Source organism: Hymenobacter profundi (genome assembly GCF_019334315.1).
Classification (GTDB): Bacteria; Bacteroidota; Bacteroidia; order Cytophagales; family Hymenobacteraceae; genus Hymenobacter; species Hymenobacter profundi.
This window is the reverse complement of sequence record NZ_JAHWGL010000007.1, coordinates 25,688-50,305: the sequence shown is the minus strand read 5'-3', so window position 1 is coordinate 50,305 and position 24,618 is coordinate 25,688. Positions and strand designations below refer to the sequence as shown.

The window sequence follows — 24,618 nt, the reverse complement described above, 5'->3', positions numbered from 1 at the left end:
CTACTTATAAAGTTAATTGTCAATTAATTATAATCTAGGACGCACAGCCTTAATAAACCGGCTGAGGTAATAATCTGTCTCCAGACTGTTTTCAGTAACCCCCAATGAGCTGGATGCATGAATAAATTGCACTCCCTCGGTGCTAGACTCCGTCACCATACCCACGTGCGTAATGGTGCCGCTGCCAGGATTGGCGCCGAAGAATATTAAATCCCCTACTTGTAGGTTTTGGGGTTTCACGGGGTCGCCCCAAGCGGCCTGTTCGTTGGAGGAGCGCGGAATGGCTACGTTTATAGCTGCAAATGAATTATAGAGCAGCCCTGAGCAGTCCATACCCAAACGGGAGGTGCCACCAAACTTATAAGGAGTGCCCTGGTAGGAGCGGGCCGTGGCAATGACAGTGGCCATTTCGCGCGGCACATTAGCTGGCAGAGAACTGCGTTTCACCACAATCTTGGTGCGGCCGGAGGGTAGGGCCTTTCGGGTCTTGGTGCGGGCCATCGGGCGACTCCGGCTGGTGCCGCGGCGCCGATCCTCGGCCTTCATGCGGGCCATATCGCGGGCCGAGTAATAGCGGCCGTTGCGGTAATTTACTTTGCGGGTGCCGTTGCAGGAGCTGAGCCACAACACTATCCCCATCAGGAAAATAGTGAAAAGCCGCCGCGCCTGCTCCGAATACTGTACCTTCGCGATGGATGCCTGCATCGGCACAAAGATAGGTGAATCGGTCATTTGTTCTTTTTCTACCATGAATTTCCAGTCTCTCACTCCCGAGCTGATTGCTGCTTTCGAGCAAATAGTAGGCCCGGCATACATCTTAACCGCTCAGCACGCTGAAGCCGATGCGTACGCCGACTACGGCCGCGACCACACCGAGGACTTACACTACGCACCCGATGTGGTTCTCCGACCCGCTAACGCTGAGGAAATCAGCCAGATTGTGCATCTCTGCCATAAACACCACATTCCGGTGACGCCCCGCGGCGCTGGTACTGGCTTAAGCGGCGGGGCCCTGCCTGTGCACAATGGAGTATTGCTCAGTACCGATCGGCTCAATAAAATCGTTGAAATCGATGAGCGCAATTTGCAGGCTACCGTAGAGCCAGGGGTAGTAAATGAAGCATTTCAGCAGGCTGTGCAAGCCGTGGGACTGTTCTACCCTCCTGATCCGGCCAGCAAGGGTAGTTGCTTTTTAGGAGGCAATCTGGCCCATAGCAGTGGTGGTCCTAAAGCGGTGAAATATGGTACTACCCGCGACTACGTACTAAATCTGCAAGTGGTATTACCTACCGGTGATATCATCTGGACAGCAGCCAATACGCTCAAAAACTCTACTGGCTACAACCTAACTCAGCTGATGGTAGGCTCGGAAGGTACGCTTGGCATCATCACAAAAGTGGTATTTCGGCTGTTGCCCTACCCTAAGCACAACATTCTAATGCTGGTACCCTTCCGCCAGGAAGCACAGGCAGCAGAGGCAGTATCGGCAGTGTTCCGGGCGGGTATCATCCCATCGGGTATGGAGTTTATGGAGCGCGAAGCTATTGCGTGGTCTTCCGATTACCTGAAAATTCCGCTTACTCTGCCAGATGATATTACAGCACATCTACTTATCGAACTGGACGGCCAGGACCTGGATGATCTGTATAAAGAGGCCGAGCAGGTATATACAGTACTGGAGAACTACGACGTAGGCGAAATCCTACTGGCCGATAACGCCACACAGAAAGACGAGTTGTGGAAAATTCGTCGCAACATTGGCAACTCGGTGCGCTACAACTCGGTGTACAAAGAAGAAGATACGGTAGTGCCCCGCGCGGAGCTGCCTACCCTGCTACGAGGCGTGAAGGAGATAGGGGCTCGCTACGGTTTTAAGAGTGTGTGCTACGGCCACGCTGGCGACGGTAACCTACATGTCAATATCATCCGCGGCGACTTAGACGACGAAAAATGGAATGTAGGCCTGCGCAAGCCTATTTCCGAAATCTTTGAGCTGTGTGTAAAATTAGGCGGCACAATCAGCGGCGAGCATGGCATCGGATTAGTGCAGCAAGGCTATATCGGCATCGCGTTAAAAGAAGCCAATCTCAACCTGATGCGCGGCATCAAGAAGGTATTTGATCCGCATGGTATTATGAATCCGGGTAAAATTTTCAAGTCCACAGAGTGAAAAATCGAATAGATTAAGATAACGAAGGGTTTGAATTTGATATAGATGCTTAAAAAAATAAATTTCGTTTTCTGTTAAAAAATACTGTATCAACATGCAGCGTAATCTAATCATGGGTCTGGCAATTGGCTATACATTTGAAAAAATTAAGCCATTTGTACTCTCGCTAATTAAATGCCAGTACAAAGGTAAGTTAGTTTTAATTGCTGATGATAATTTACATATTCCTCCTGAAGTAAAGATGCAGCTTGATATTGATATACTGTTCGAGCCGGTATTCAGGAAGACAATATTCAAAAGATTGTTGGGTAAGCTTCTTATGCAAAAGCCTGCTCAAACTGCTGTCCATAATTACTTACAAGCTAATATTGGAGGTTTTAAATCTAAATTTATTAAATATTTCATCTATTTGTATGAACGACAAACAGCTCGATACGCTTATTATTACAATTATCTTATTAATAATGAAGTATATGATAAAATACTTATCACTGATGTCAGAGATGTTGTCTTTCAGCAAAACCCTTTCCTTGGGTTAGATTCTATATTGGCTGTATTTCGCGAGGCGCCAGGTGTTAAGTTAATTGATCAATCTCATAACCGAGCTTGGATAGAACAGGGCTTTGGCAAAAAGGTGCTTAGTCAAATGGCTTCTGAACCTATTTTTTGCTCTGGAACAATTATGGGTACTTATGATGGAATACTAAATTTTTTAAGGGCTTTTATGAAAACCTGCATTGAGCACAAGATTCCTTTGAATATTTTAGGTATGGATCAAGGTATATTTAACTATATGATCTTTTGTAATGTTATTCCTTTTGCTGAAAAGTATGATAATGGAAATATTGTTTTAACAATTAATTCTGAATTAGAAGATAAGATGGAATTAAAAGACAAATTATTGACATATAATAAGTATACGCCAAATATTTTGCATCAGTATGATCGTGTAGAAAGGTTTAATAAATATTTTTATTCTGATGCTTATTTTAAGAACGAGCAAATTTGTTTGTAAAGTTAAATATATGTTCTGCTGAAATAAATTTAGATAATGGTAATTTGTTAGCATGAGGCATTAATAGCCAACAAATTACCATTATCTAAATTTATGGCTTTAGCTTTAAGTCATCTTCGCCACCATAAGGAGTGCCACTTTCTAGGTTACCTTGCAAGCCACCAGGGGCCGATTTTCCAGGCTGCGGATCATCAACTCTGGCAGTACCAGCAGGATTTACCTGAGTAGCAGTAGCAGGCTGGCCGTTTCCAGTGATAATATTAGCCGCCTCGCCTACCGGGCCGGCAATTTTTTCGACTAAGGCCACATACTGACGTTTGGCTTCTTCCTCGGGCATTCCTTTATACTTGCTCCACGAGTCCCACTGTGCCTGTGAGAGGCCGGCAGGGCCGTTGGGATTGTCGTGGTCGTCGGTGTCTACCTCGTCATGTTTAGTGTCGTGGTCGCCGTCGGTGGCTTGTTTGTAGAGACCGTAGAGGTCAGTCATGTGTTCAGCGCCTTTTTCGGCAGGTAGGGCGTCTACGCGCGTAATGGCGACTTCAAATTGCTTTTGTAGGCTCATTTGTTCTTGCAGATTCATAATAAAGGGAGGCTGAGGGTGAGCAGGTACCAAGGTGTACTAAACCAGCCGGGCTTTGGTTGCGGAGGTATCTGGCACTTTATTTACAGGGTAGTCCGCAGACTTCGTACTTTTACCCACTGCTATGTGTGGAATTACCGGAACATTCGCCTTTACTGATGCGGGTCGCACGACGCTGGCCGCCCTACCCGCCGCTACCGATGCCATTGAGAGCCGCGGCCCCGACTCGCGGGGGCAATACGTATACGACTGCGTAGGCTTAGGCTTCCGCCGTCTGGCCATTCTAGATTTGTCGGCCGATGGCAACCAGCCCATGACCGACGAGTCGGAGCGCTATACCATTGTCTTTAACGGGGAGATATTCAACTTTAAGGAGTTGCGGCAAAAGCTAGTAGCAAAAGGCTGCCGCTTTCATTCCCAGACCGATACTGAGGTTATTCTTCAACTCTATATCACTGAGGGCCGAAACTTTCTGAAGAAGCTCAACGGATTCTTCGGCTTGGCGATTTATGATAAAGAGGAAAACTCCTTATTCATTGCCCGCGACCGAATGGGGGAGAAGCCCATCTTGGTGTACCGCGACGAAGACAAATTACTATTTGGCTCCGAGATGAAGTCGCTGCTGGCGCTGGGCGTGCCACGTAAACTGGATTATACATCGCTGAGTCATTATTTGCAGCTGAACTACATTCCGGGTCCGGCCACTATTTTCAAAGGGGTCAAGAAATTATTACCCGGCCACTATCTTTATATCAAAGGCAAGAAGGTAGTGCGCAAGCGCTGGTACAAAGTGCCCTATGACCCCAAGAAGGTCCAAAAGAACAAACTCAGCTACGAGCAGCAACAGAAAAAGCTGGTTGATTTGCTCGATGATGCCACATCACGCCGTCTGGTAGCCGACGTGCCGCTGGGTGCTTTCCTGAGCGGGGGCATCGATTCATCTGTGGTAGTGGCACTGGCCTCGCGTCATACGCAGCACCTAAACACCTTCAGCATTGGTTACCGCGACGAGCCGTTTTTCGACGAAACTAAATACGCCAAGCTGGTAGCCGACCGCTATAAGACCAATCACACGGTTTTCTCGCTTACCAACCAGGATTTATACGACCACATCTTCGATGTGCTGAACTATCTCGATGAGCCCTTCGCTGATTCCTCAGCATTGGCGGTGTATATTCTGAGCAAGCGCACCCGCGAGAAAGTAACTGTGGCCCTGTCCGGTGATGGGGCCGATGAGCTATTTTCGGGCTATAACAAGCACATGGGGGAGTTTCAGGTGCGGCAGGGCGGCTTCAAGGCCGAGGCCGTGACCAGCCTGAACCTGCTGTGGGATGTGTTGCCTAAATCACGCAACTCATTCTTTGGCAACCGGGTGCGGCAATTCCAGCGCTTTTCGCGCGGCATGCTCAGCGGCCCCAAAGATCGGTATTGGGATTGGGCTACCTTTGCTTCGGCCACCGATGCGCGTAGTCTGCTCAGCCCCGCTGCCCAGGAGAAAATCAACAAGAAGCTAGCCGACAAACGCCGCAAAGACATTCTGCAACACCTGCACGCCGACGGTGACCTGAATGAGGTACTACTCACCGATGTACAGCTGGTGCTACCCTACGATATGTTGGCTAAGGTAGATCTAATGAGCATGGCTTGCTCGTTGGAGGTGCGTCCGCCGTTTCTGGACCACAATGTGGTTAACTTTGCTTTCTCCCTACCGGTATCGAGCAAAATTGACGAGAATCTGAAAAAGAAGATTGTGCAGGATGCTTTCCGGCCTATGTTGCCCGAGGAGCTATACAAGCGTCCCAAGCACGGCTTCGAAGTGCCCTTGCTTAAGTGGTTCCGCGGCGAGCTGCGTCCGCTGATTGAAGATGACCTGCTTTCCGATGCATTCATCGAAGCCCAAGGGATTTTCGACATAGGAGCTATTCGCGCCCTCAAAACCCAACTATTCTCCCGTAGCCCCGGCGACGTGCACGCCCGCATCTGGGCGCTTATCGTATTTCAGTGGTGGTGGAAAAAATGGATGCAAGCGTAGCTACTTCCACTCTAGGTTTTCTCTTTGCTGCATGAGTTCTATTGCGCCGGTCAGTAAGCTTTCTATGGTGATTCCGGCTTATAATGAAGGCGCAACGATTGTTAAAATACTGGAGCAGATAGAAGCGGTGGAATTGCTTAGCAACCTAGCCAAAGAAGTAATTATTGTTGACGATTGCTCTGAGGATAATACGGCACACGCCGTGCAGCAGTACCAAGCCAACCACCCTAACCTGTCTTTGCAGTACCACAAACATGCAGTGAATTAAGGAAAAGGAGCGGCGCTGCATATCGGTATAAGAGCCGCTACCGGCAACTACATCGTAATTCAGGACGCGGATTTGGAATATGATCCTGCCGAATACAACCTACTGCTGCAACCTGTACTGCGTGGGGTAGCCTATTTGGTATATGGCTCACGCTTTATGGGGGGTAGTCCTCATCGGGTACTGTTTTTGTGGCACAGTATCAGCAGTCATTGGCTAACCATGCTGACCAATTCGTTCGCCAACCTCAATCTGACGGATATGGAAACGTGTTATAAACTTTTTTGGCGCGATATCGTACAGGGCCTGACGCTAGCGGAAAAACGCTTCGGCTTTGAGCCGAAAGTAACGCTCAAAGTAGCCCACTTACCCCGTATACGCATCTATGGAGTAGGAATCAGCTGCTATGGCCGCACCTATGCTGAAGGCAAAAAATAGGGTAGCGTGACGGGGTGTGGGCAATTTATTGCATTATTAGGTATGGATTATTGAGATAATCCATGATTCCTACTTCTTTTTGTTTCACCTTTGCACTGAAGTTATACCAGACTTTTTTCCATCAATTATGAAAATTGCAGTAGTAGGTACGGGCTATGTGGGCCTTGTAACGGGTACATGCTTTGCCGAGGTAGGCATTGAGGTAACCTGCATCGACATCGACCAAAAGAAAATAGATAACCTACACAAGGGGATACTACCCATCTACGAGCCGGGCTTGGAGGAAATGGTAAGCCGCAACGTGTCGGCTGGCCGCCTGAATTTCTCTACTAATCTGGCAGAGGCTATCAAAGAGTGTGATGTGGCATTCATTGCCGTAGGCACTCCTCCCGGTGAAGACGGTTCCGCCGACTTGAAATACGTGCTGGCCGTAGCCCGTGGTATTGGCGAGAACATGAACGATTACTGCGTAGTAGTAACCAAGAGTACGGTACCAGTAGGCACGGCTGCTAAAGTGCACAAGGAGTTGAAAGATGCGTTGGCCAAGCGCGGTGCCAACATCGAGTTTGACGTAGCTTCCAATCCCGAGTTCCTGAAAGAAGGTGCTGCCATCGACGACTTCCTGAAACCTGACCGCATTGTGGTCGGTATTTCGTCGGAGCGGGCCGAAGAGGTGATGAGCCGCCTCTATAAGCCGTTCCTGCTCAACGGCCACCCCATCATCTTCATGGATATTCCGTCGGCCGAAATGACGAAATATGCAGCCAATTCCATGTTGGCTACCAAGATTTCGTTCATGAACGACATTGCCAACCTGTGCGAAATCATGGGCGCTGACGTGAACATGGTGCGCAAAGGCATCGGTTCCGATGTCCGTATTGGCCACCGCTTTATCTATCCCGGCATCGGCTACGGTGGCTCTTGCTTCCCCAAAGACGTGAAGGCCCTCATCAAGACCGCTTCCGAAAACGGCTACGAGATGCAGGTGCTGAAGGCCGTGGAAAACGTGAACGACGCCCAGAAGGAAGTGCTGTTTGATAAAGTAAGCAAGCACTTTGGCGGTGAGCTGAGCGGTAAAAAATTTGCTGTGTGGGGCCTGTCTTTCAAGCCCAAAACCGACGACATGCGTGAGGCGCCCTCACTGGTTATTATCGAGAAGCTGCTGGCCGAAGGCAGCACCGTATCGGCCTATGACCCGGTAGCGATGGAAGAAGCCAGGCACTCGCTAGGCGACCGTATCACCTACGCTAAAGACCCCTTCGAGGCCTTGGTAGATGCCGATGCGCTGTTGGTCGTAACGGAGTGGCCTGAGTTCCGCTCACCCAGCTTCGAGGTAGTAGGTAAGTTATTGAAGGACAAAGTTATATTCGATGGCCGCAATATCTACGACCCAGCCGAGCTGCGCGAAATAGGTTTTGCCTACCATTGCATCGGCGTTAAAACCGCCCACAAAGAGCCAGCTTAGAATAGCTGATAGCTAACAGCTGATTGTTTGAATTCTTGGTCTATTACAAAAAGCTATTAGCTATTAGCTAATAGCTAACAGCTTAACTATATGTCCGACAAAAAACGCGTACTTATTACAGGCGGAGCCGGTTTTCTGGGCTCTCACCTTTGCGACCGATTCCTAGCGGAGGGTTACCACGTCATTGCCATGGATAACCTGGTGACGGGTGACCTCCAGAATATTGAACACCTGTTTGGGAAAGAGGACTTCGAGTTTCATCATCATGATGTGTCGAAGTTTGTGTTCGTGCCCGGCAAGCTGGATTACATCCTGCACTTTGCCTCGCCTGCTTCGCCTATCGACTACCTCAAAATCCCGATTCAGACGTTAAAGGTAGGTTCGTTGGGTACGCACAATTTGCTGGGCTTGGCCCGTGTGAAGGGTGCACGCATGCTGATTGCCAGCACCTCGGAAGTGTATGGTGACCCGGAGATTCATCCACAAGTGGAGGAGTACTTTGGCAACGTAAACCCTGTAGGACCGCGTGGCTGCTACGATGAGGCGAAGCGTTTCCAGGAAGCTATTACGATGGCCTACCACAACCACCACGGTCTGGAAACGCGCATTGTACGAATCTTCAATACTTACGGTCCCCGTATGCGCCTCAACGATGGCCGCGTATTGCCAGCATTTCTGTCGCAGGCCCTGCGCGGCGAGAGCCTGACGGTATTCGGCGACGGTTCACAAACTCGTTCGTTCTGCTACGTTGATGACCTAATTGAGGGTATTTACCGCCTATTGCTGTCGGATTACCCGATGCCGGTGAACGTAGGGAATCCCGATGAAATCACTATCAAGGAGTTCGGGGAAGAAATTGCACGCCTAATGAATGTGGAGTTCAAACCCAGTTACCAAGAACTGCCCCAGAACGACCCAATGAAGCGTAAGCCTGATATCACCAAGGCTAAAGAAATCCTGGGCTGGGAGCCGAAGGTGGACCGCGCTGAAGGCTTGAAGCGTACGCTAGAGTATTTCAAAGAGCACGTGAGCGAGGTAATGGCCGGCAAGGTCGACAACACGCCGCGCAGCTTCTAGGGTGTCGCATTGATGCTGATTCACCTGGCAAGGTAGCTTTAACAAAAGCAGCAATGCTTTGAATCAGAAGTAGATAGTGTTTGTTTAAATACAGAAGCACCTTTACCTCTTCTTAGAAGCGATAAAGGTGCTTCTGTTATATAGGGTGCAATAGGTCGTCCATAATAATAACTTTCTGAACTGTCTTACGCGAGGTAGAGGCTAATAATGACATACCTGTTTGCTGCTGTACCAAGCCTGCAAACAGCAAAATTCGGTTTCTATCTACTTGAACCGGACGCGTTGGACACTGCGCACAACCTACTTTGCATTCATGTCATCTATTCCGTTCCTATCCTTTGAAGCCCAACACCAGCCTCTGCGCGAAGTTATTCTAGCAGCTATAGCACGCGTCTACGATTCGGGGCAGCTTGTGCTTGGGGAAGAGGTAGCAGGCTTCGAGCGGGAATATGCCCGCTTCAATGGCACGGCGGAATGCGTGGGGGTAGGCAACGGACTGGACGCGCTGTACTTCGCCCTGCTGGCGCTAGATATAGGGCCGGGAGACGAGGTTATTGTGCCCAGCAATACGTACATCGCTACCTGGCTGGCCGTTACCAAAACAGGTGCTACTCCCGTACCCGTAGAGCCGGACCTAACCACCAGCAATCTGAATCCTGACTTGCTGCCGGCGGCCATTACACTACGTACTCGCGCTATACTACCCGTGCATTTATATGGTCAGGCGTGCCGCATGACGGAGATTATGGAAATCGCCCGACGTTACGGCTTATCAGTAGTAGAAGACAACGCGCAGGCGCAGGGCGCTACGTTTGCGGGGCAGCCAACCGGCAGCTTTGGAGAGCTGAATGGGACAAGCTTCTACCCTGGTAAAAACCTGGGTGCTCTGGGCGACGCCGGAGCTGTTACGACCAACAATCCAGAACTAGCACGTAAAATTCGGCTACTTCGTAACTATGGTTCGCAACAAAAATATTACAACGACGTAATGGGCCATAATTCGCGCCTGGATGAGCTACAAGCGGCCGTGCTGCGGATTAAACTTCCTTTTCTGATAACTTGGACCGCTCAGCGGCAGCAACTGGCTATCTGGTATAATTCCTATTTGGCTGATATTCCTACTCTACACCTGCCAGCAGTCCAGCCCGGTGCCACGCACGTTTATCACTTGTACGTTATTCATACTCCCCACCGCAATGCCCTTCAACACTATCTAGCGGGCCAGGGCATTGCTACAATGATCCACTATCCAGTGCCACCACATCGGCAGCTTGCTTACCAAGGACTTACACTACCGCAATCACTGCCTATTGCAGAGCAATTAGCGGCTACCTGCTTAAGCTTACCCCTGTGGCCAGGCATGACACAAATTCAGATTGAGAAGATAGCAAACGCTATTCGGGCTTTTTATTCCCAAACTGCTATTTGATTTCGCGTTTCAGTACAATATCGTATTAGAAAAAATGCTAATTTCACCTTTCTGAACGCCCATTTGCCAAATCCACCCATTTTTTCTTATTACCCAACAGCGTCTCTCACTTCGATTAATTCCATCATCACTTCAAACACATTACACATGGCAAAATGTGCACTCATTACCGGTATTACAGGGCAGGATGGTACTTACCTGGCTGAATTGCTACTGAGCAAGGGCTACGAAGTTCACGGCGTTAAGCGTCGTGCTTCCCTGTTTAACACCAGTCGTATCGACCACCTCTATCAGGATCCGCACGAAAAGAACGTGCGCTTCACGTTGCACTACGGCGACCTAACGGACTCTACCAACCTGATTCGCATTATTCAGGAGGTACAGCCCGACGAGATCTACAACCTCGGTGCCATGTCGCACGTGAAAGTATCGTTCGATACGCCTGAGTACACTGCCGACGTGGATGGTATTGGTACACTACGTCTGTTGGAAGCCGTTCGCATCTTGGGCATGACCAAGAAAACCCGTATTTATCAAGCTTCTACCTCCGAGCTATACGGTTTGGTGCAGGAGGTGCCCCAGCGCGAAACTACGCCCTTCTACCCCCGTTCGCCCTACGCCGTGGCTAAAATGTACGGCTTCTGGATTACGGTGAATTACCGCGAAGCCTACGACATGTATGCCTGTAACGGTATCCTGTTCAACCACGAAAGCCCCCTGCGCGGCGAAACCTTCGTGACGCGCAAAATCACCCGTGCCGTATCGCGCATTGCCCTAGGCCTACAGGATTGCCTATACCTGGGTAACTTGAGCGCTAAACGCGACTGGGGTCACGCTAAAGACTATGTGGAAGGCATGTGGCGTATGCTGCAGCAGGAAACCGCCGAAGATTTTGTACTTGCTACTGGCGTAACCACTACTGTACGCGACTTTGTACGGCTGGCATTTGCCGAGGTAGGCGTAGAGCTGGCTTTTGAAGGTGAAGAAGACAAAGAGGTAGCCCGCGTAGTAGCCTGCAACAACCCTGACTACCAGCTCGAAATTGGTTCTATCGTGACGAAAGTAGACGAGCGTTATTTCCGTCCCACGGAAGTAGAGCTGCTCATTGGTGATCCTACCAAAGCCAAAACTAAACTTGGCTGGGAGCCTAAATATGATTTGCAGGGCTTGGTAAAAGAAATGATGCAGTCGGATTTGGACGAGTCGCGCCGCGACGAGTATCTGCGCGAAGGGGGGCATACCATCCTGAAAAACTACGCCGAGTAGTTTGTTGTTAAACTCTAGAAATTAGCTCCCCTGCTTTTTCAGGAGGGGTGGGGGTAGTGACAGGTAGAGATTAGAACACTAGAATTAACTATTGTTCAATGATTTGAACCTCCCCCTGCCCCTTGAAATGAAAAAGGAGGGGAGCTAATTTTATAGCGCTCATAAAAAAAACTTCTAATGGAAAAGAACGCCAAAATATACGTAGCTGGTCACCGGGGTATGGTAGGCGGGGCTTTAGTACGTCGGTTACAGCAAGCTGGCTACCAAAATATTATCACCCGATCTTCCAAAGAACTAGACCTGCGTAATAAAGAGGCTGTAGACACTTTCTTCACAGTGGAAAAGCCAGAGTATGTATTCCTGGCTGCTGCTAAAGTAGGCGGCATACTAGCTAACAATACCTACCGGGCCGATTTTCTGCTAGATAATCTCCAGATTCAGAATAACGTCATTCAGGCCAGCTTCAATCAAAATGTGAAGAAGCTGTTGTTTTTGGGCTCGTCGTGCATCTACCCCAAAATGGCACCTCAGCCTATAAAGGAGGAGTACTTACTAACTGGCCCTCTAGAAGCTACCAACGAGCCCTACGCGCTAGCTAAAATTGCGGGCTTGAAGCTTTGCGAAGCATTCCGTGACCAGCATGGTAGCAATTACATTTCCGCCATGCCTACCAATCTCTATGGCCCTGGTGATAACTATGACCTGCAGAATTCGCACGTGCTACCCGCATTGCTGCGTAAGTTTCACGAGGCTAAGGAAAGCAATGCTCCAGAAGTAGAAGTATGGGGCACGGGCACACCGCGCCGCGAGTTCCTGCACGTAGACGACCTAGCAGACGCCTGTTTGCACCTGATGCTGCACTATAACGGTAAAGAGCCTGTAAATGTGGGCACTGGTGAAGACCTTACCATCCGTGAGTTAGTAGAACTGGTGCGCGATACAGTCGGATATGAAGGGAACATCCGCTTCAACACCGACAAGCCTGATGGTACTCCGCGCAAGTTACTCGATGTTTCGAAGTTGGCCGAGGCAGGGTGGAAGTATAAGATTGCACTGCCGGAAGGCATAAAGGCTGTGTACCAAGAGGCCTTTCAACCAGCTGTAGTGGCTTAGGTACGGTCCTTGTAAGCGGTTTGTTCCGCTGTATAGTTATCTTTGCGCCCGCAAGTAGCTACCTGCGGGCGCATCTTTTTCCTAACCCACCCCCTTTGTGGATACCACAAACGTTGTAAGTAAGCCAGAGCAAACCTACGTTGATGCTAACGTGCAGGATGACAACTGGACCGAAGTAATTCAGCCCCGCACACGCCTGTTGGACCTGGGCCTAGCCGATGTGTGGCGCTACCGCGACCTAGTAATGCTATTCGTACGGCGCGACTTCGTCTCAACTTATAAGCAGACAGTGCTGGGCCCTATCTGGTTTTTCATCCAGCCCCTGCTCACTACTATCACCTACGTTGTCATCTTTGGCAATGTAGCGCAGCTCTCTACCGATGGCCTACCCATGATGGTATTCTACCTATCGGGTATTACCATTTGGAACTATTTTGCCCAGACGCTGACGAATACGTCTACGGTTTTCCGGGACAATGCTGGTATGTTTGGCAAGGTCTACTTTCCTCGCCTAACGATGCCGCTATCCATCGTTCTTTCTAACCTGGTGCGGTTCGCTATTCAGTTCGGCTTATTTATCGTTGTCTGGCTGTACTACCTACTGAAAGGGGATAGTGGCATACACCCTAACTGGCTAGTGCTACTTACCCCCCTATTGGTAGTTGTCATGGGGCTGATGTCGTTGGGCCTGGGGATGATATTCAGTGCAATGACCACTAAGTATCGTGATTTAGCGATGCTATTGGCTTTCGGTGTACAACTGTTGATGTATGCTACGCCGGTTATCTACCCATTGTCCAGCATCACCGGCAAATACAGATATCTGATTCTGGCTAACCCAATGACCTCTATTGTCGAAACCTTTCGGTACGCTTTCCTGGGTTCCGGCACATTCGATTGGGCCTATCTGGCCTACAGTGTGGCTTTCACCCTAGTAATTCTGCTGTTGGGAACTATCATCTTCAATCGGGTACAGAAGAGTTTCACCGATACTGTGTAGATGCTAATATAGTATTCGGGTCGAACTAACTACTCGCTATTACGCTGAAGACAAATGAGTGATATTGCTATTAAAGTAGAAAACCTGAGCAAGCTTTATCGCTTGGGCGAAGTAGGAACCGGCACTATGAGCCAGGACCTGAACCGCTGGTGGGCCAGCGTGCGGGGCAAAGAAGACCCTTTCGCTACCATTGGAGAAACCAACGACCGCACCAAGAAGGGTAGCAGTAATTACGTATGGTCTTTAAAGGATGTGAACTTCGAAGTGAAGCAAGGGGAGGTGCTAGGCATTATCGGTCGCAATGGGGCCGGTAAATCTACGCTGCTCAAAATTCTGTCGAAAATTACTGCACCTACTACGGGGAGTATTAAGGTAAATGGTCGTATTGCTTCGCTGCTAGAAGTTGGTACGGGCTTTCATCCAGAACTGACCGGACGGGAAAATATCTTTCTCAACGGGGCTATCCTGGGTATGAGTAAAACCGAGATTCGCTCGAAGTTTGATGAGATTGTCGATTTCTCCGGAGTAGAGCGCTACATCGACACGCCCGTGAAGCGGTATAGTAGCGGCATGTATGTACGTCTGGCCTTCGCCGTATCGGCATTCCTGGAGCCCGAAATTTTGATTGTAGACGAGGTGCTGGCCGTGGGTGATGCCGAGTTTCAAAAGAAGTGCCTGGGACGAATGAAGGATGTAAGCCGCAACGACGGTCGTACGATTCTGTTCGTAAGCCACAGTATGGCAGCTGTGAAGAATATTTGCACAACAGGGCTGTTAATGCAGAATGGGCAAGTTTCCTTTGGCGGAACATCAGACGAAGTTGTAGATTATTACATAGCAAATTTTTTAAATTTTAATAGTGATACAAAAATTCAGATAACAGATGCACATCGTACTAATCGCAACCTTTCGCGCTTTATAGAATATAAATCCATAGAATTTGTAAATCCTGTAGATAATAATTTGTATTCCATAGATGACGATATTGTTATTGCAGTAAGGTTTACTAGTAAAGTTGACAAAGAATCATTTCGCTTAGCTTTTTCTATATGCAAAATGGACGAAAGTGCAGTAGGTACTTTCTTCTCAGAAGAAGCTTTGTCAATAAAAAAGGGCCAAGAGAAAGAGTTTTCAATAACTATAAAGAACCATCAACTGGCTAAGGGTCAATATTATTTTGATTTGTCAGTAGGAATTGGCAATGAACTAACGGGTACAACTGATTACGATGTTATTTCAAAAACACTATTTTTTGAAATAGCATATAAAGATCGTCTCAAAACTCAGATGATGACCTTGTGGCATTCCGAATGGGGTAGTATGAATTTTCAAGAAGTTGAATTGAAAGCCGTATAAAATGAAAGTTGTAATTCTAGCTGGAGGCTTAGGTACCCGTCTTTCCGAAGAAACAGTTTTGAAACCAAAGCCTATGGTAGAAATCGGTGATATGCCTATTCTGTGGCATATCATGAAAATCTATTCCTCACATGGTTTCAACGATTTCGTGATTTGTCTGGGTTATAAGGGATATGTCATCAAAGAGTATTTCGCCAACTACTTTTTGCACAAGTCGGACGTAACCATCAACCTCAAGGAAAACTCCCTGCAGGTGCATGATAGTTTTGCTGAGCCTTGGAATATTACGCTTGTGGATACCGGTATGAATACCATGACTGGGGGGCGCATCAAGCGGGTGAAGCAGCATATCGGGGACGAAACCTTCTTCCTAACGTACGGCGATGGTGTAGCCGATGTGAATATTGGTGAGTCGCTAGCCTATCATCAGCAGAGTGGCAAGTTGTGCACTGTAACGGCCGTACAGCCCAGTGGCCGTTTTGGTGCCCTTAACTTTGGTGAGCAAGATGAGGTAACTTCTTTTACGGAAAAACCTAAAGGCGACGGTGCTTGGATCAACGGGGGCTTTTTTGTGTGTGAGCCCGGCGTAATCGATTATATCAAAGACGATACAACCATCTGGGAACGTGAGCCGCTGGAGGGTATTGCGGCGGCCGACCAGATGCAAGCCTATAAACATCATGGCTTCTGGAAGCCCATGGACACACTGCGTGACAAAGTAGAATTGGAAGGTGATTGGCAGCAGGGTGTAGCAAAATGGAAAATCTGGTAATGATGAACCTACCGAGCACTTACCAGGACAAAAAAGTATTCTTGACTGGCCACACCGGCTTCAAAGGCGCGTGGCTACTGCAGTGGCTGCACCTACTGGGTGCCCAAGTGAAGGGCTACGCATTAGCCCCAGAGCATGATGAGGACTTATACAACCTGATTGAGGGCGATACACTGTGTGAGTCGGTAATTGCGGATCTACGCGACGCAGCCCGTCTGGAACAGGAGGTGTTGCGCTTTCAGCCAGACTTTATTTTTCACTTGGCCGCTCAGCCACTGGTACGGCTTTCCTACGAGATACCCGCTGCCACCTTCGCAGTGAATGCCATTGGCACCGCCTATGTACTGGACGCTGTGCGCAAGCTGGAAAAGCCTTGCACGGTTGTACTGATTACAACCGACAAGGTATACGAGAACCAGGAGTGGGTATACTCGTATCGGGAAACCGACCGTTTGGGCGGTTATGACCCGTACAGCGCCAGCAAGGCCTGCGCGGAACTAGTCATCAACTCGTATACCCAATCGTTCTTCAACCCTGCGGCCTTTTCGCACCACCAGAAGGGAATAGCCAGCGCCCGAGCTGGTAACGTAATCGGGGGCGGCGACTGGGCCAAAGACCGGATCATTCCGGACATTGTGCGGGCGCTACGAGCCGGGCAGCCCGTAACGGTGCGCAACCCAAAGGCTGTGCGGCCCTGGCAGCATGTCCTAGAACCACTCGGTGGCTATCTGCTGTTGGGGGCTAGGTTAGCTGCCGAGCCGTTGCGTTACGGCAGCGCCTGGAATTTTGGTCCATATGCAGAGGACAATAAGGTAGTGGAAGCCTTGGTAAAAACGGCGCTGGCTATATGGGGAAGTGGTACTTACGAGAAGCCAACCCTTACTAATCAGCCCCACGAAGCGGGCTTATTGAAGCTGGATATCAGTAAAGCAGTTAGCGAGCTGGCCTGGCAACCTCAGTATACTGCCGATAAGGCCATTAGCCAAACCTTAGAATGGTATAAGGCTTACGATGCACAACCAACTGCTATCCGCGATTTTACGGTGCAGCAGATCAAGACTTTTGCTACGCATGAAAGTTAATGCTACTTCGCTGGCAGGCGTACAATTACTCGAAAACTTCGTCAGCCAAGACAAGCGGGGCACGTTCGTGAAAACTTTTCACTTAGGTGCTTTTCAAGAGCATGGATTGGCAGTGGATTTTCGGGAAAGCTATTATTCCATCTCACACAAAAACGTGATCCGGGGGATGCACTTTCAGCTTCCACCACATGAACATGATAAGCTTGTGTACGTCACTCAGGGAGCGATTCTGGATGTAGTAGTGGACTTGCGGTCCGGCTCACCTACGTACCTCCAGCACCTAGCTGTTTCGTTAGACGAGCATAACCAGGCCATTTATATCCCACGTGGGTGCGCTCATGGTTTCCTAGCATTAAGCAATACAGCAACAGTGGTCTATAATGTGACCAGCGTGTATGAGCCTAAAGCGGATGCCGGTGTTCGATGGGACTCCATTGGGTTTAAGTGGCCTGTACAAAACCCCATTGTATCAGATCGGGATGCCACTTTCAAGAGTCTGAACGACTTTCATTTGACTTCCTGTTTGTGATGAAGATATTAATTACAGGGGCTACAGGTTCCATAGGCAAAGAATTAGTGAAATCTTTGTGTGTGAGAGAGCATGAGGTTGCAATCTTGGCCCGTAATCCAGACAAGGTATACTCTGTTTTCTCGAAAGAAAACATTCAAGGAATAAAAGTAATAGACAGCAGCAATGATAGATGGCCAACTGAAGTAGCTGGATTTACTCCTGAAGTAGTTGTGCATCTTGCAGCTCTTTTAACTAGCAAAGATGATTTAAATATAATACCTGTATTAATAGAAAGTAACATAACGTTTGGTACTCAGCTTTTGCAATCATTAAAAAACGTTGGATTAAAAGTTTTTATAAACACAGGTACATTTGCTGAATATTTTTACGGAGATGGACAATATAGCCCATCTTATCTGTATTCTGCAACTAAAACCGCATTTCATAACATTATCAAATATTATCAACAAATTAGTGGTTTTAAAGTCATTAATGTGATTCCTTACACCGTTTATGGTCAAGTGGATTCACAACCTAAAATTATTGATATTATTTACAATAGCTTTTACAAGGAGTTTCCATCTGATATGTCTGGTGGTGAGCAATTTTTAGACTTTATTCATATTGAAGACGTTGTATTATTTTACTGTTTATTGATTGACCAAGCGAAACTGGTTGAAAACAATTGGGAAGATTATCACTTGGGTACAGGTCAAGGAAGTACACTGAAAAGGATAGCAAGCATATTAAGTGAAAAGCTGGAGATGCCAGAAAATATTAACTGGGGAGCAATCCCTTATAGAAATCGTGATACTATGCATTCAGTTGCTCCTATTGCTAAGCTAGTAAAGCATTTTAATTGGATACCTACTATAACTATAGATGAAGGAATAAATAAGTTTATTTCTGGAAAGAAACCCTCAAGCTTCTGAAATCAGCTCTCACATGTATAAAAATTTCACCGACCCTATTTTGCTTGATAGCCTAAGGCTAATAGCAGAAAAAAATGTCACTAAGACATTTGTTCCAGGCCAAGATTACCTACCCGTAACGGGTAAGGTGTTGGATGCCGAAGATTTGTTGAACGGAGTAGACGCTACCCTTGATGGATGGCTCACGACAGGCCGTTTTGGGCCGAAGTTCGAGCAAAAACTGGCTAAATGGTTTGGGTGTAAATCCTCTATTTTGGTCAATTCCGGCTCGTCGGCCAACTTGGTAGCCTTTTACACGCTGACTTCGCCTAAGCTGGGGGACCGGGCCATCAAACCTGGCGATGAAGTGATTACGGTAGCAGCTGGCTTTCCGACCACTGTCAACCCGATGATTCAGTTCGGTTGCGTGCCAGTGTTCGTAGATGTGGACATTCCTACCTACAACATCAAGCCCGAGTTGATTGAACAGGCAGTGTCGCCCAAAACGAAAGCCATTATGATTGCCCACACGTTGGGCAACCCGTTCAACCTGGAGGAGGTGATGCGCGTGGCGAAGAAGTACAATCTTTGGGTAATCGAAGACGATTGCGACTCGTTGGGTGCTACCTATAATGGCAAGAAAACTGGCACCTTTGGCGATTTGGCCACGCTGTCGTTCTACCCCGCCCACCACATCACTATGGGCGAAGGCGGAGCTGTGTTGATTAATAATATTCGGTTGAAGATGATAGCCGAAAGCTTCCGCGACTGGGGGCGCGACTGCTACTGTGAGCCTGGCAAGGATAATACCTGCAACAAGCGCTTCTGCTGGCAGCTGGGCGAACTGCCCTACGGTTACGACCATAAATACACCTACTCACATATCGGCTTCAACCTGAAGGTAACCGATATGCAGGCCGCAATTGGTCTGAGCCAGCTCAACAAAGCTGATCATTTTGTGCAACGTCGCCGTGAGAACCATGCGATGCTGCTCAGCAAAATGAAGCAGTTTGAAGAGCACTTTATCCTGCCCGAAGCTACGCCTAACTCTGACCCAAGCTGGTTCGGCTTTCTATTAACAATTCGGGAGAATAGCCCGATCGAAAGGCAGGACCTGATTCAGCACTTGGAAGACCACAAAATTGGTACGCGCCTACTATTTGCCGGCAACCTGCTCCGCCAGCCTGCTTATCAGAACATAGAGCATCGCGTTGTTGGTGGACTGGAAAACACGGATACCATTATGAACAAGTCTTTCTGGCTTGGGGTATGGCCCGGTTTGGAAGAGCAACACTACGATTACATTATAGAAGTGCTGGCTGCATACCTGAAAACGGTTGGTGTAGGAGAAGTAAAATAAAAGAGCAATGATTGTAATCCTTGGTGCTGGTTTGGCTGGAATAAGTGCTTCCTATCATATCGGGCATAGTAAATGTCAGATATTTGAGCAACATGCTTACGCAGGAGGACATATACACAGTGAAACCAGAGATGGATTCATTTGGGATGAAGGTCCGCACGTTTCATTTACAAAAAGTGAATACGTGCGAGACCTTTTTGCCAGTAGCACGGAGTTCGTGGAATACCCAGTATTCCCAGCTAATTACTACAAGGGCTCCTGGATACCACATCCTGCACAAACCAACTTATATGCTGCTCCACAGGAAATAAGGGAAGAATGTGTCAAGGATTTCCTATCAATCAGAGAATCACCAGATAAAGCCGATTTTACACCGGCAAACTATCAGGAATGGTTGGAGTTCGCATACGGCAACACATTTGCGGACAACTTTCCTGGGGCTTATACGCGAAAGTATTGGACAACTGAGCCACAAAACCTGACGACAGATTGGGTTGGAGGAAGAATGTACTTTCCGGCGGTTAATGATGTACTAGAGGGCGCTCAGCATCCCTTAGAGAAATCGACGCATTACATAACCTCCGTTCGTTATCCTAAGACGGGCGGCTACTTATCATTCGCTCAGAAGATGTTGGCAGAAGCTAACATTGAGTACGGAAAAAAAGTCTCTTTCACTTCCTTTAAAGATAGAACTGTTTGTTTCTCAGATGGCACTAAAGTGAAGTTTGAAAAACTAATCAGCACTATTCCATTACCGGTGCTAATCCAGCAGAGTGATGCTCCTGACGTAATAAAGGAGGCGGCCAGCCAACTAAGCTGTTCATCTGTCTTACTGGTAAATATCATTGCAAATCATCCAACTCAACGAGAGAACAACTGGATATATGTATATGATGAGGATAAGTATAGCTCACGAATAAATTTCACAGAGCTACTATCTCCTGCGAACGGCATAGTTGGAAAAACTGGTATTCAAGTGGAAGTGTACTTTTCTAAGTACAAGCCAATGAAAGAAAGCCAGGATGAAATTATCTCTGCTGTGTGCAATGAGATGATTGAGATGGGGCTAATTCAAACAGCCGAGAGCATAGAATCTACACACTCGAAGTGGGTAGAGTGGGCAAACGTCATTTTTGATCATCCTAGAAAGAAGGCGCTTGGTAGCATTTATAACTGGCTAGAGCAATATGGTTTAGTAAGGGAAGAAAATGATTTAGAGCCAACGACAGATTGGGATCAACAATTTGCAAAGGATCCTTGTATAGCTTCAGGAAGCTTATTCCTTGCGGGTAGATTCGGTCAATGGAATTATTTTTGGAGCGATGACTGTGTTTTGCGAGGGAGATGTTTAGGTCAAAATGCTTTTTAATAAATTTTATGAAACCTACTTGGTCAGTTACTATACCCACATATAACTCTGCTGCATTTTTGGAAGAAACACTTTTAAGTGTTTTAAAGCAAGATTTAGGGGAAGAAAGAATGGAGATAATTGTTGTTGATAACTGCTCTACTGATAATACAGAAGAAATTGTTGAAAAAACAGGAGGAGGAAGGATAAAATTTTATAGTAATGACGAGAATATTGGCGCTATTGGAAATTTCAATAGATGCTTAGAGGCTGCAACAGGTGAGTTGATACATATACTTAATTCTGATGATCTAGTTATTCTAAATTTTTACAAAGAAATCGAAAATTGTTTTGAAGCAAATGCTGAAGCTTCCTTAGTTGTATGCACTGCCGAACTGATTGATGAAAGCGGAAAGCACAAAGGTTATTCTCCTTCAATAGAATCATTATCAGCTCCATCTGATGATATTGAAGAACTTATATATACTAATCCTGTGCGTACTCCAGCTGTTGTTGTTAAGAAGAATGCTTATTTAAAAGTTGGTAAGTTTGATAAAAATTTGTCCCATGTCGCTGATTGGGATATGTGGGTACGTATAATAAGTAATTTTAAAGGAGTATATCTAGATAAAGTTTTATGTAAATATCGAGTGCATTCTAAAAACGAAACTTCTAGAGTTTTTTTCTCTGGGGAAGATATTTTGGAATATGAAAGGATTTTTCAAAAATTTGAATCAATGGGCTATCCTATAGAAAATAAAAAATACAAACAAATTTTAAAAAAATTCGCTGAAAATAACTATTCAATTATATATAGTAAGTATCGTTATAACAAGGAAGCTGTCGTAAGCTTAAGAGCTATATATAAGCGATATGCGTCTCCTTTAGAATATTTGAAATTAGCTGTAAAGCTTAAATACTTACAGTAAAATATAAATTTGTATATCTTGTGTAAGTGTAATATTTGTTGAATTACTATTTTAATAGTATATTATATATATGAGTGCTTTTTGAGTTTTTGAAATTTAATAACGACAAACCAATGATTGACCTGTTTTATATATCTACGAACTCAATGTGGAGTGGTAGTGAAGAACTTTGGTCAAGGTCAGCAAAAACATTTATTGATGCGGGATATTCTGTTTGCGTCGCTACAGTATATGATCATGAGAAATTAGATGAGCTTAAAGTTAAGCGGCTAAATTTTTTAAATCGTTTTGTTCCCAAGCCATTTTTAAAAAGAGGTATAGAGCGGTTTTTGCCCATTAAGTTCGAAACTAAAGATTCTTTAAAAGATTTACTTTTAGAAGCTAAACCTCAGCTTGTTATTATATCACAAGGTAATATATATGAGTCTATAGATGTAATAAATCTATGTAAATATTTGAATTTTCCATATATTACATTGACTCAGTTGGTGTCCGATCTGTTTATCTGGGTTGGTAAAAATGAGCATGTTTTTACTTTTAGAGAAGTATATAGAAATGCAAAGAAGAATTTTTTTGTCTCTCATAGTAATTTAAAACTTAATAATTTTATTCTTGGCTGTGATCTACTTAATGCGGAAGTAGTTTACAACCCTTGTAAACTACTGAATGACGAATTACCTGCATTCTCGAAAATCAGCGGCTTTTACACAATTGGTTTAGTAGGAAGAATAGAGTGTTGGCACAAAGGGTATGACCTACTTGTACAGGTTCTAAGTGAGGATAAATGGAAAAAGAGACCGATTCAGTTTAACATGTATGGAGATGGCCCCCACACTGAATTCATAAAAACTTATATTTCTAAATGGGAACTTAAGAATCTTGTTCTAAAAGGGCATAGTAATCATATAGGCGAAGTTTGGAGTGAGAATCAGATCTTGCTGATGCCATCTCGTTTCGAAGGGCAAGCATTAGCTTTGATAGAAGCTATGTGGTGTCAGCGAGCTGCCATTGTTACAGACGTAGGTGGTGCTTCTGAGTTAATCGAAGAGGGAGTAAGTGGCTTTATTGCCGATGCACCTACTATTGCATCGATAGATGCAGCATTAGAGCGAGCATGGGAAAAAAGAGATGAGTGGCAACAAATGGGTATTAAGGCAGCAGCTTCACTGAGAGAGAAGCATCCTGCTGATGCTGTTGAATACTTCAACCAGCAACTTCTAAAACTGCTTTGAATGATACCTCTACTGCTAAGTACAACAGTAAAAGGAACTAGAATTTTGTATATATGAGACGGCAACATCATTTCTGCTGTCTAATCTAAGTTATTTTCTTGATGAAGGTTGTCTTCGTATCGTTGTTGCGCGTGTTGCCTTGGGGCGGTAGCGAAGAACTGTGGTTTAGAACAGCAAAGCTTGCCATCGCACAAGGGCATACGGTTTACACACTTACCCAGCATTGGGATACTACTCCGGGGAGAATTGCAGAGCTTCAGAAGCTTGGTGCTACTGCGCTGTTTTACCAAAAGCCTCAGTACTCGCTACTCGATAGAGTAGCTATCAAAGCTAAAGTCAAGCAAAGCGTAGCAGAAGTAGTGCCGCCTGTTGAGGCCGATGTGTTGGTAATATCCAACGGCACCACTTTTGATTTCGCTTACCAGCCTGATATTATGGCTGTATTGTTAAAGAGTGCTAAGCCGTATATACTTATTAGTCAGCATAGCTTTGAGAATGGCAATGTGATCAGCGCTTCCATACGTGAAAGGAATTTGCATATCATGCGCCAAGCTGCTAAGTTCTTTTTCGTTTCGAAGCGGAACCTACACAGTATACAGCGGCAAATTGCGTGTTACCTAGATAATACGCAAATTATCAGTAATCCACTGAACATAAAAGACATTGCTATCAAGCCATTCCCTGCTACCCAGAAGCTGCTGATGGCCTGCGTAGCCCGTCTCGATTGTGGCTTTAAGGGACAAGATATACTACTAGAGGTACTAAGTGGCGAGCAATGGCGCAACCGCGACTTTCACCTCAGCTTTTACGGTACCGGCCCCGACCAGGAACACCTACGGCACTTAATTCAGTTATATGATCTTCAGGAAAAGGTGAAGATTGAGGGGCACGTTAGTGACATAGACCAAATCTGGCAAGCTAACCATGTCTTAGTGCTGCCTTCTTTAAGTGAAGGAACACCCTTGGCGCTGGTGGAGGCCATGCTATCCGGTAGGGCTGCTGTCACCACAGATGTTGGCGATAATAGTGAGTACGTGTTACACGGGATTACTGGCTTTCTGGCGGATTGTGCCTCGAGGAAGTGCATTACTGCTGTCTTAGAAGAGCTATGGCTAAAGAAAGATCATCTTCAGGTAATGGGTGAGCGTGCATTCGAGCACGCTTCTAAGATAACCGATCTTCATCCTGACGAAACCCTGCTGAGCTTTATCGAAACAGTGAAATAAAATGGTGGTGGTAACAATACAGTTAACTCCTATGTAGCTAC

The 24,618-nt window shown here is 46.6% G+C and carries 21 protein-coding genes and 1 pseudogene; 20 read left to right on the top strand and 2 right to left on the bottom strand.

Going from position 1 to position 24,618, the window contains the following annotated elements; all coding sequences use genetic code 11:
• Nucleotides 1-27: 27 nt before the first annotated feature.
• On the bottom strand, nt 28-750 hold the full coding sequence (locus KYK14_RS03540; RefSeq protein ID WP_246601657.1) for a C40 family peptidase: 723 nt from the start codon (nt 748-750) through the stop codon (nt 28-30).
• On the opposite strand from KYK14_RS03540, the gene KYK14_RS03535 reads away from it, so the two are divergent.
• Both KYK14_RS03535 and KYK14_RS03530 read left to right on the top strand, forming a co-directional pair.
• Nucleotides 749-2,170: an FAD-binding oxidoreductase gene (locus KYK14_RS03535; RefSeq protein ID WP_219156895.1), complete on the top strand. Its 1,422-nt coding sequence runs from the start codon at nt 749-751 to the stop codon at nt 2,168-2,170. The genes KYK14_RS03540 and KYK14_RS03535 overlap by 2 nt on opposite strands.
• A 112-nt stretch (nt 2,171-2,282) precedes the next feature.
• The gene (locus KYK14_RS03530) at nt 2,283-3,185 is read left to right on the top strand and encodes a hypothetical protein (protein ID WP_219156894.1); all 903 of its coding nucleotides are present in this window, start codon (nt 2,283-2,285) and stop codon (nt 3,183-3,185) included.
• Between the two features lie 91 nt (nt 3,186-3,276).
• On the opposite strand, the gene KYK14_RS03525 is transcribed toward KYK14_RS03530, so the two are convergent.
• Nucleotides 3,277-3,765 (bottom strand): acyl-CoA-binding protein, encoded by a 489-nt coding sequence (locus tag KYK14_RS03525; protein ID WP_185282701.1) that lies wholly within the window; start codon nt 3,763-3,765, stop codon nt 3,277-3,279.
• 124 nt (nt 3,766-3,889) lie between these two features.
• On the opposite strand from KYK14_RS03525, the gene asnB reads away from it, so the two are divergent.
• From asnB to KYK14_RS03435, 18 genes and pseudogenes are all read left to right on the top strand, one after another.
• Nucleotides 3,890-5,797 carry an asparagine synthase (glutamine-hydrolyzing) gene (asnB, locus tag KYK14_RS03520; RefSeq protein WP_219156892.1) on the top strand — a complete coding sequence of 636 codons (1,908 nt, stop codon included), beginning with the start codon at nt 3,890-3,892 and terminating at the stop codon, nt 5,795-5,797.
• Nucleotides 5,798-5,828: 31 nt separating this feature from the next.
• Nucleotides 5,829-6,500 (top strand): annotated as a pseudogene (locus KYK14_RS03515) (glycosyltransferase family 2 protein).
• A 127-nt stretch (nt 6,501-6,627) separates the two neighbouring features.
• Nucleotides 6,628-7,965, top strand: a complete 1,338-nt coding sequence (locus tag KYK14_RS03510) for a UDP-glucose dehydrogenase family protein (RefSeq protein WP_219156890.1) — start codon at nt 6,628-6,630, stop codon at nt 7,963-7,965.
• A gap of 90 nt (nt 7,966-8,055) precedes the next feature.
• Complete coding sequence (locus KYK14_RS03505; RefSeq protein WP_187319917.1) at nt 8,056-9,042, top strand: UDP-glucuronic acid decarboxylase family protein; 987 nt, start codon at nt 8,056-8,058, stop codon at nt 9,040-9,042.
• Nucleotides 9,043-9,355: 313 nt separating this feature from the next.
• A complete protein-coding gene (locus tag KYK14_RS03500; RefSeq protein WP_219156888.1) occupies nt 9,356-10,471 on the top strand; it encodes a DegT/DnrJ/EryC1/StrS family aminotransferase in 1,116 nt (371 codons plus the stop codon).
• A 147-nt stretch (nt 10,472-10,618) separates the two neighbouring features.
• Nucleotides 10,619-11,737: a GDP-mannose 4,6-dehydratase gene (gene gmd, locus KYK14_RS03495; protein WP_185282706.1), complete on the top strand. Its 1,119-nt coding sequence runs from the start codon at nt 10,619-10,621 to the stop codon at nt 11,735-11,737.
• Nucleotides 11,738-11,914: 177 nt separating this feature from the next.
• Nucleotides 11,915-12,850: a GDP-L-fucose synthase family protein gene (locus tag KYK14_RS03490; protein ID WP_219156886.1), complete on the top strand. Its 936-nt coding sequence runs from the start codon at nt 11,915-11,917 to the stop codon at nt 12,848-12,850.
• Nucleotides 12,851-12,947: 97 nt separating this feature from the next.
• On the top strand, nt 12,948-13,850 hold the full coding sequence (locus tag KYK14_RS03485) for an ABC transporter permease (protein WP_343217051.1): 903 nt from the start codon (nt 12,948-12,950) through the stop codon (nt 13,848-13,850).
• Nucleotides 13,851-13,904: 54 nt separating this feature from the next.
• Complete coding sequence (locus KYK14_RS03480; RefSeq protein ID WP_219156884.1) at nt 13,905-15,206, top strand: ABC transporter ATP-binding protein; 1,302 nt, start codon at nt 13,905-13,907, stop codon at nt 15,204-15,206.
• 1 nt (nt 15,207) lies between these two features.
• Nucleotides 15,208-15,978: a glucose-1-phosphate cytidylyltransferase gene (gene rfbF / locus KYK14_RS03475; protein WP_219156881.1), complete on the top strand. Its 771-nt coding sequence runs from the start codon at nt 15,208-15,210 to the stop codon at nt 15,976-15,978.
• Nucleotides 15,963-17,060, top strand: coding sequence for a CDP-glucose 4,6-dehydratase (rfbG, locus tag KYK14_RS03470; RefSeq protein WP_246601656.1), 1,098 nt, complete (start codon nt 15,963-15,965; stop codon nt 17,058-17,060). Before rfbF ends, rfbG begins: the two co-directional genes overlap by 16 nt.
• On the top strand, nt 17,050-17,589 hold the full coding sequence (rfbC, locus tag KYK14_RS03465) for a dTDP-4-dehydrorhamnose 3,5-epimerase (RefSeq protein WP_219156879.1): 540 nt from the start codon (nt 17,050-17,052) through the stop codon (nt 17,587-17,589). Before rfbG ends, rfbC begins: the two co-directional genes overlap by 11 nt.
• Entirely contained in the window at nt 17,589-18,503 is a 915-nt protein-coding gene (locus KYK14_RS03460; RefSeq protein WP_219156878.1) for an NAD-dependent epimerase/dehydratase family protein, read from the top strand. Before rfbC ends, KYK14_RS03460 begins: the two co-directional genes overlap by 1 nt.
• A gap of 13 nt (nt 18,504-18,516) precedes the next feature.
• Nucleotides 18,517-19,842, top strand: a complete 1,326-nt coding sequence (rfbH, locus tag KYK14_RS03455) for a lipopolysaccharide biosynthesis protein RfbH (RefSeq protein WP_219156875.1) — start codon at nt 18,517-18,519, stop codon at nt 19,840-19,842.
• A 7-nt stretch (nt 19,843-19,849) separates the two neighbouring features.
• Nucleotides 19,850-21,211, top strand: coding sequence for a protoporphyrinogen/coproporphyrinogen oxidase (locus KYK14_RS03450; RefSeq protein WP_219156873.1), 1,362 nt, complete (start codon nt 19,850-19,852; stop codon nt 21,209-21,211).
• Between the two features lie 8 nt (nt 21,212-21,219).
• Complete coding sequence (locus tag KYK14_RS03445; RefSeq protein ID WP_219156871.1) at nt 21,220-22,119, top strand: glycosyltransferase; 900 nt, start codon at nt 21,220-21,222, stop codon at nt 22,117-22,119.
• A 113-nt stretch (nt 22,120-22,232) separates the two neighbouring features.
• Nucleotides 22,233-23,351 (top strand): glycosyltransferase, encoded by a 1,119-nt coding sequence (locus KYK14_RS03440; protein WP_219156869.1) that lies wholly within the window; start codon nt 22,233-22,235, stop codon nt 23,349-23,351.
• Between the two features lie 101 nt (nt 23,352-23,452).
• A complete protein-coding gene (locus KYK14_RS03435) occupies nt 23,453-24,577 on the top strand; it encodes a glycosyltransferase family 4 protein (RefSeq protein ID WP_219156867.1) in 1,125 nt (374 codons plus the stop codon).
• Nucleotides 24,578-24,618 lie beyond the last annotated feature (41 nt).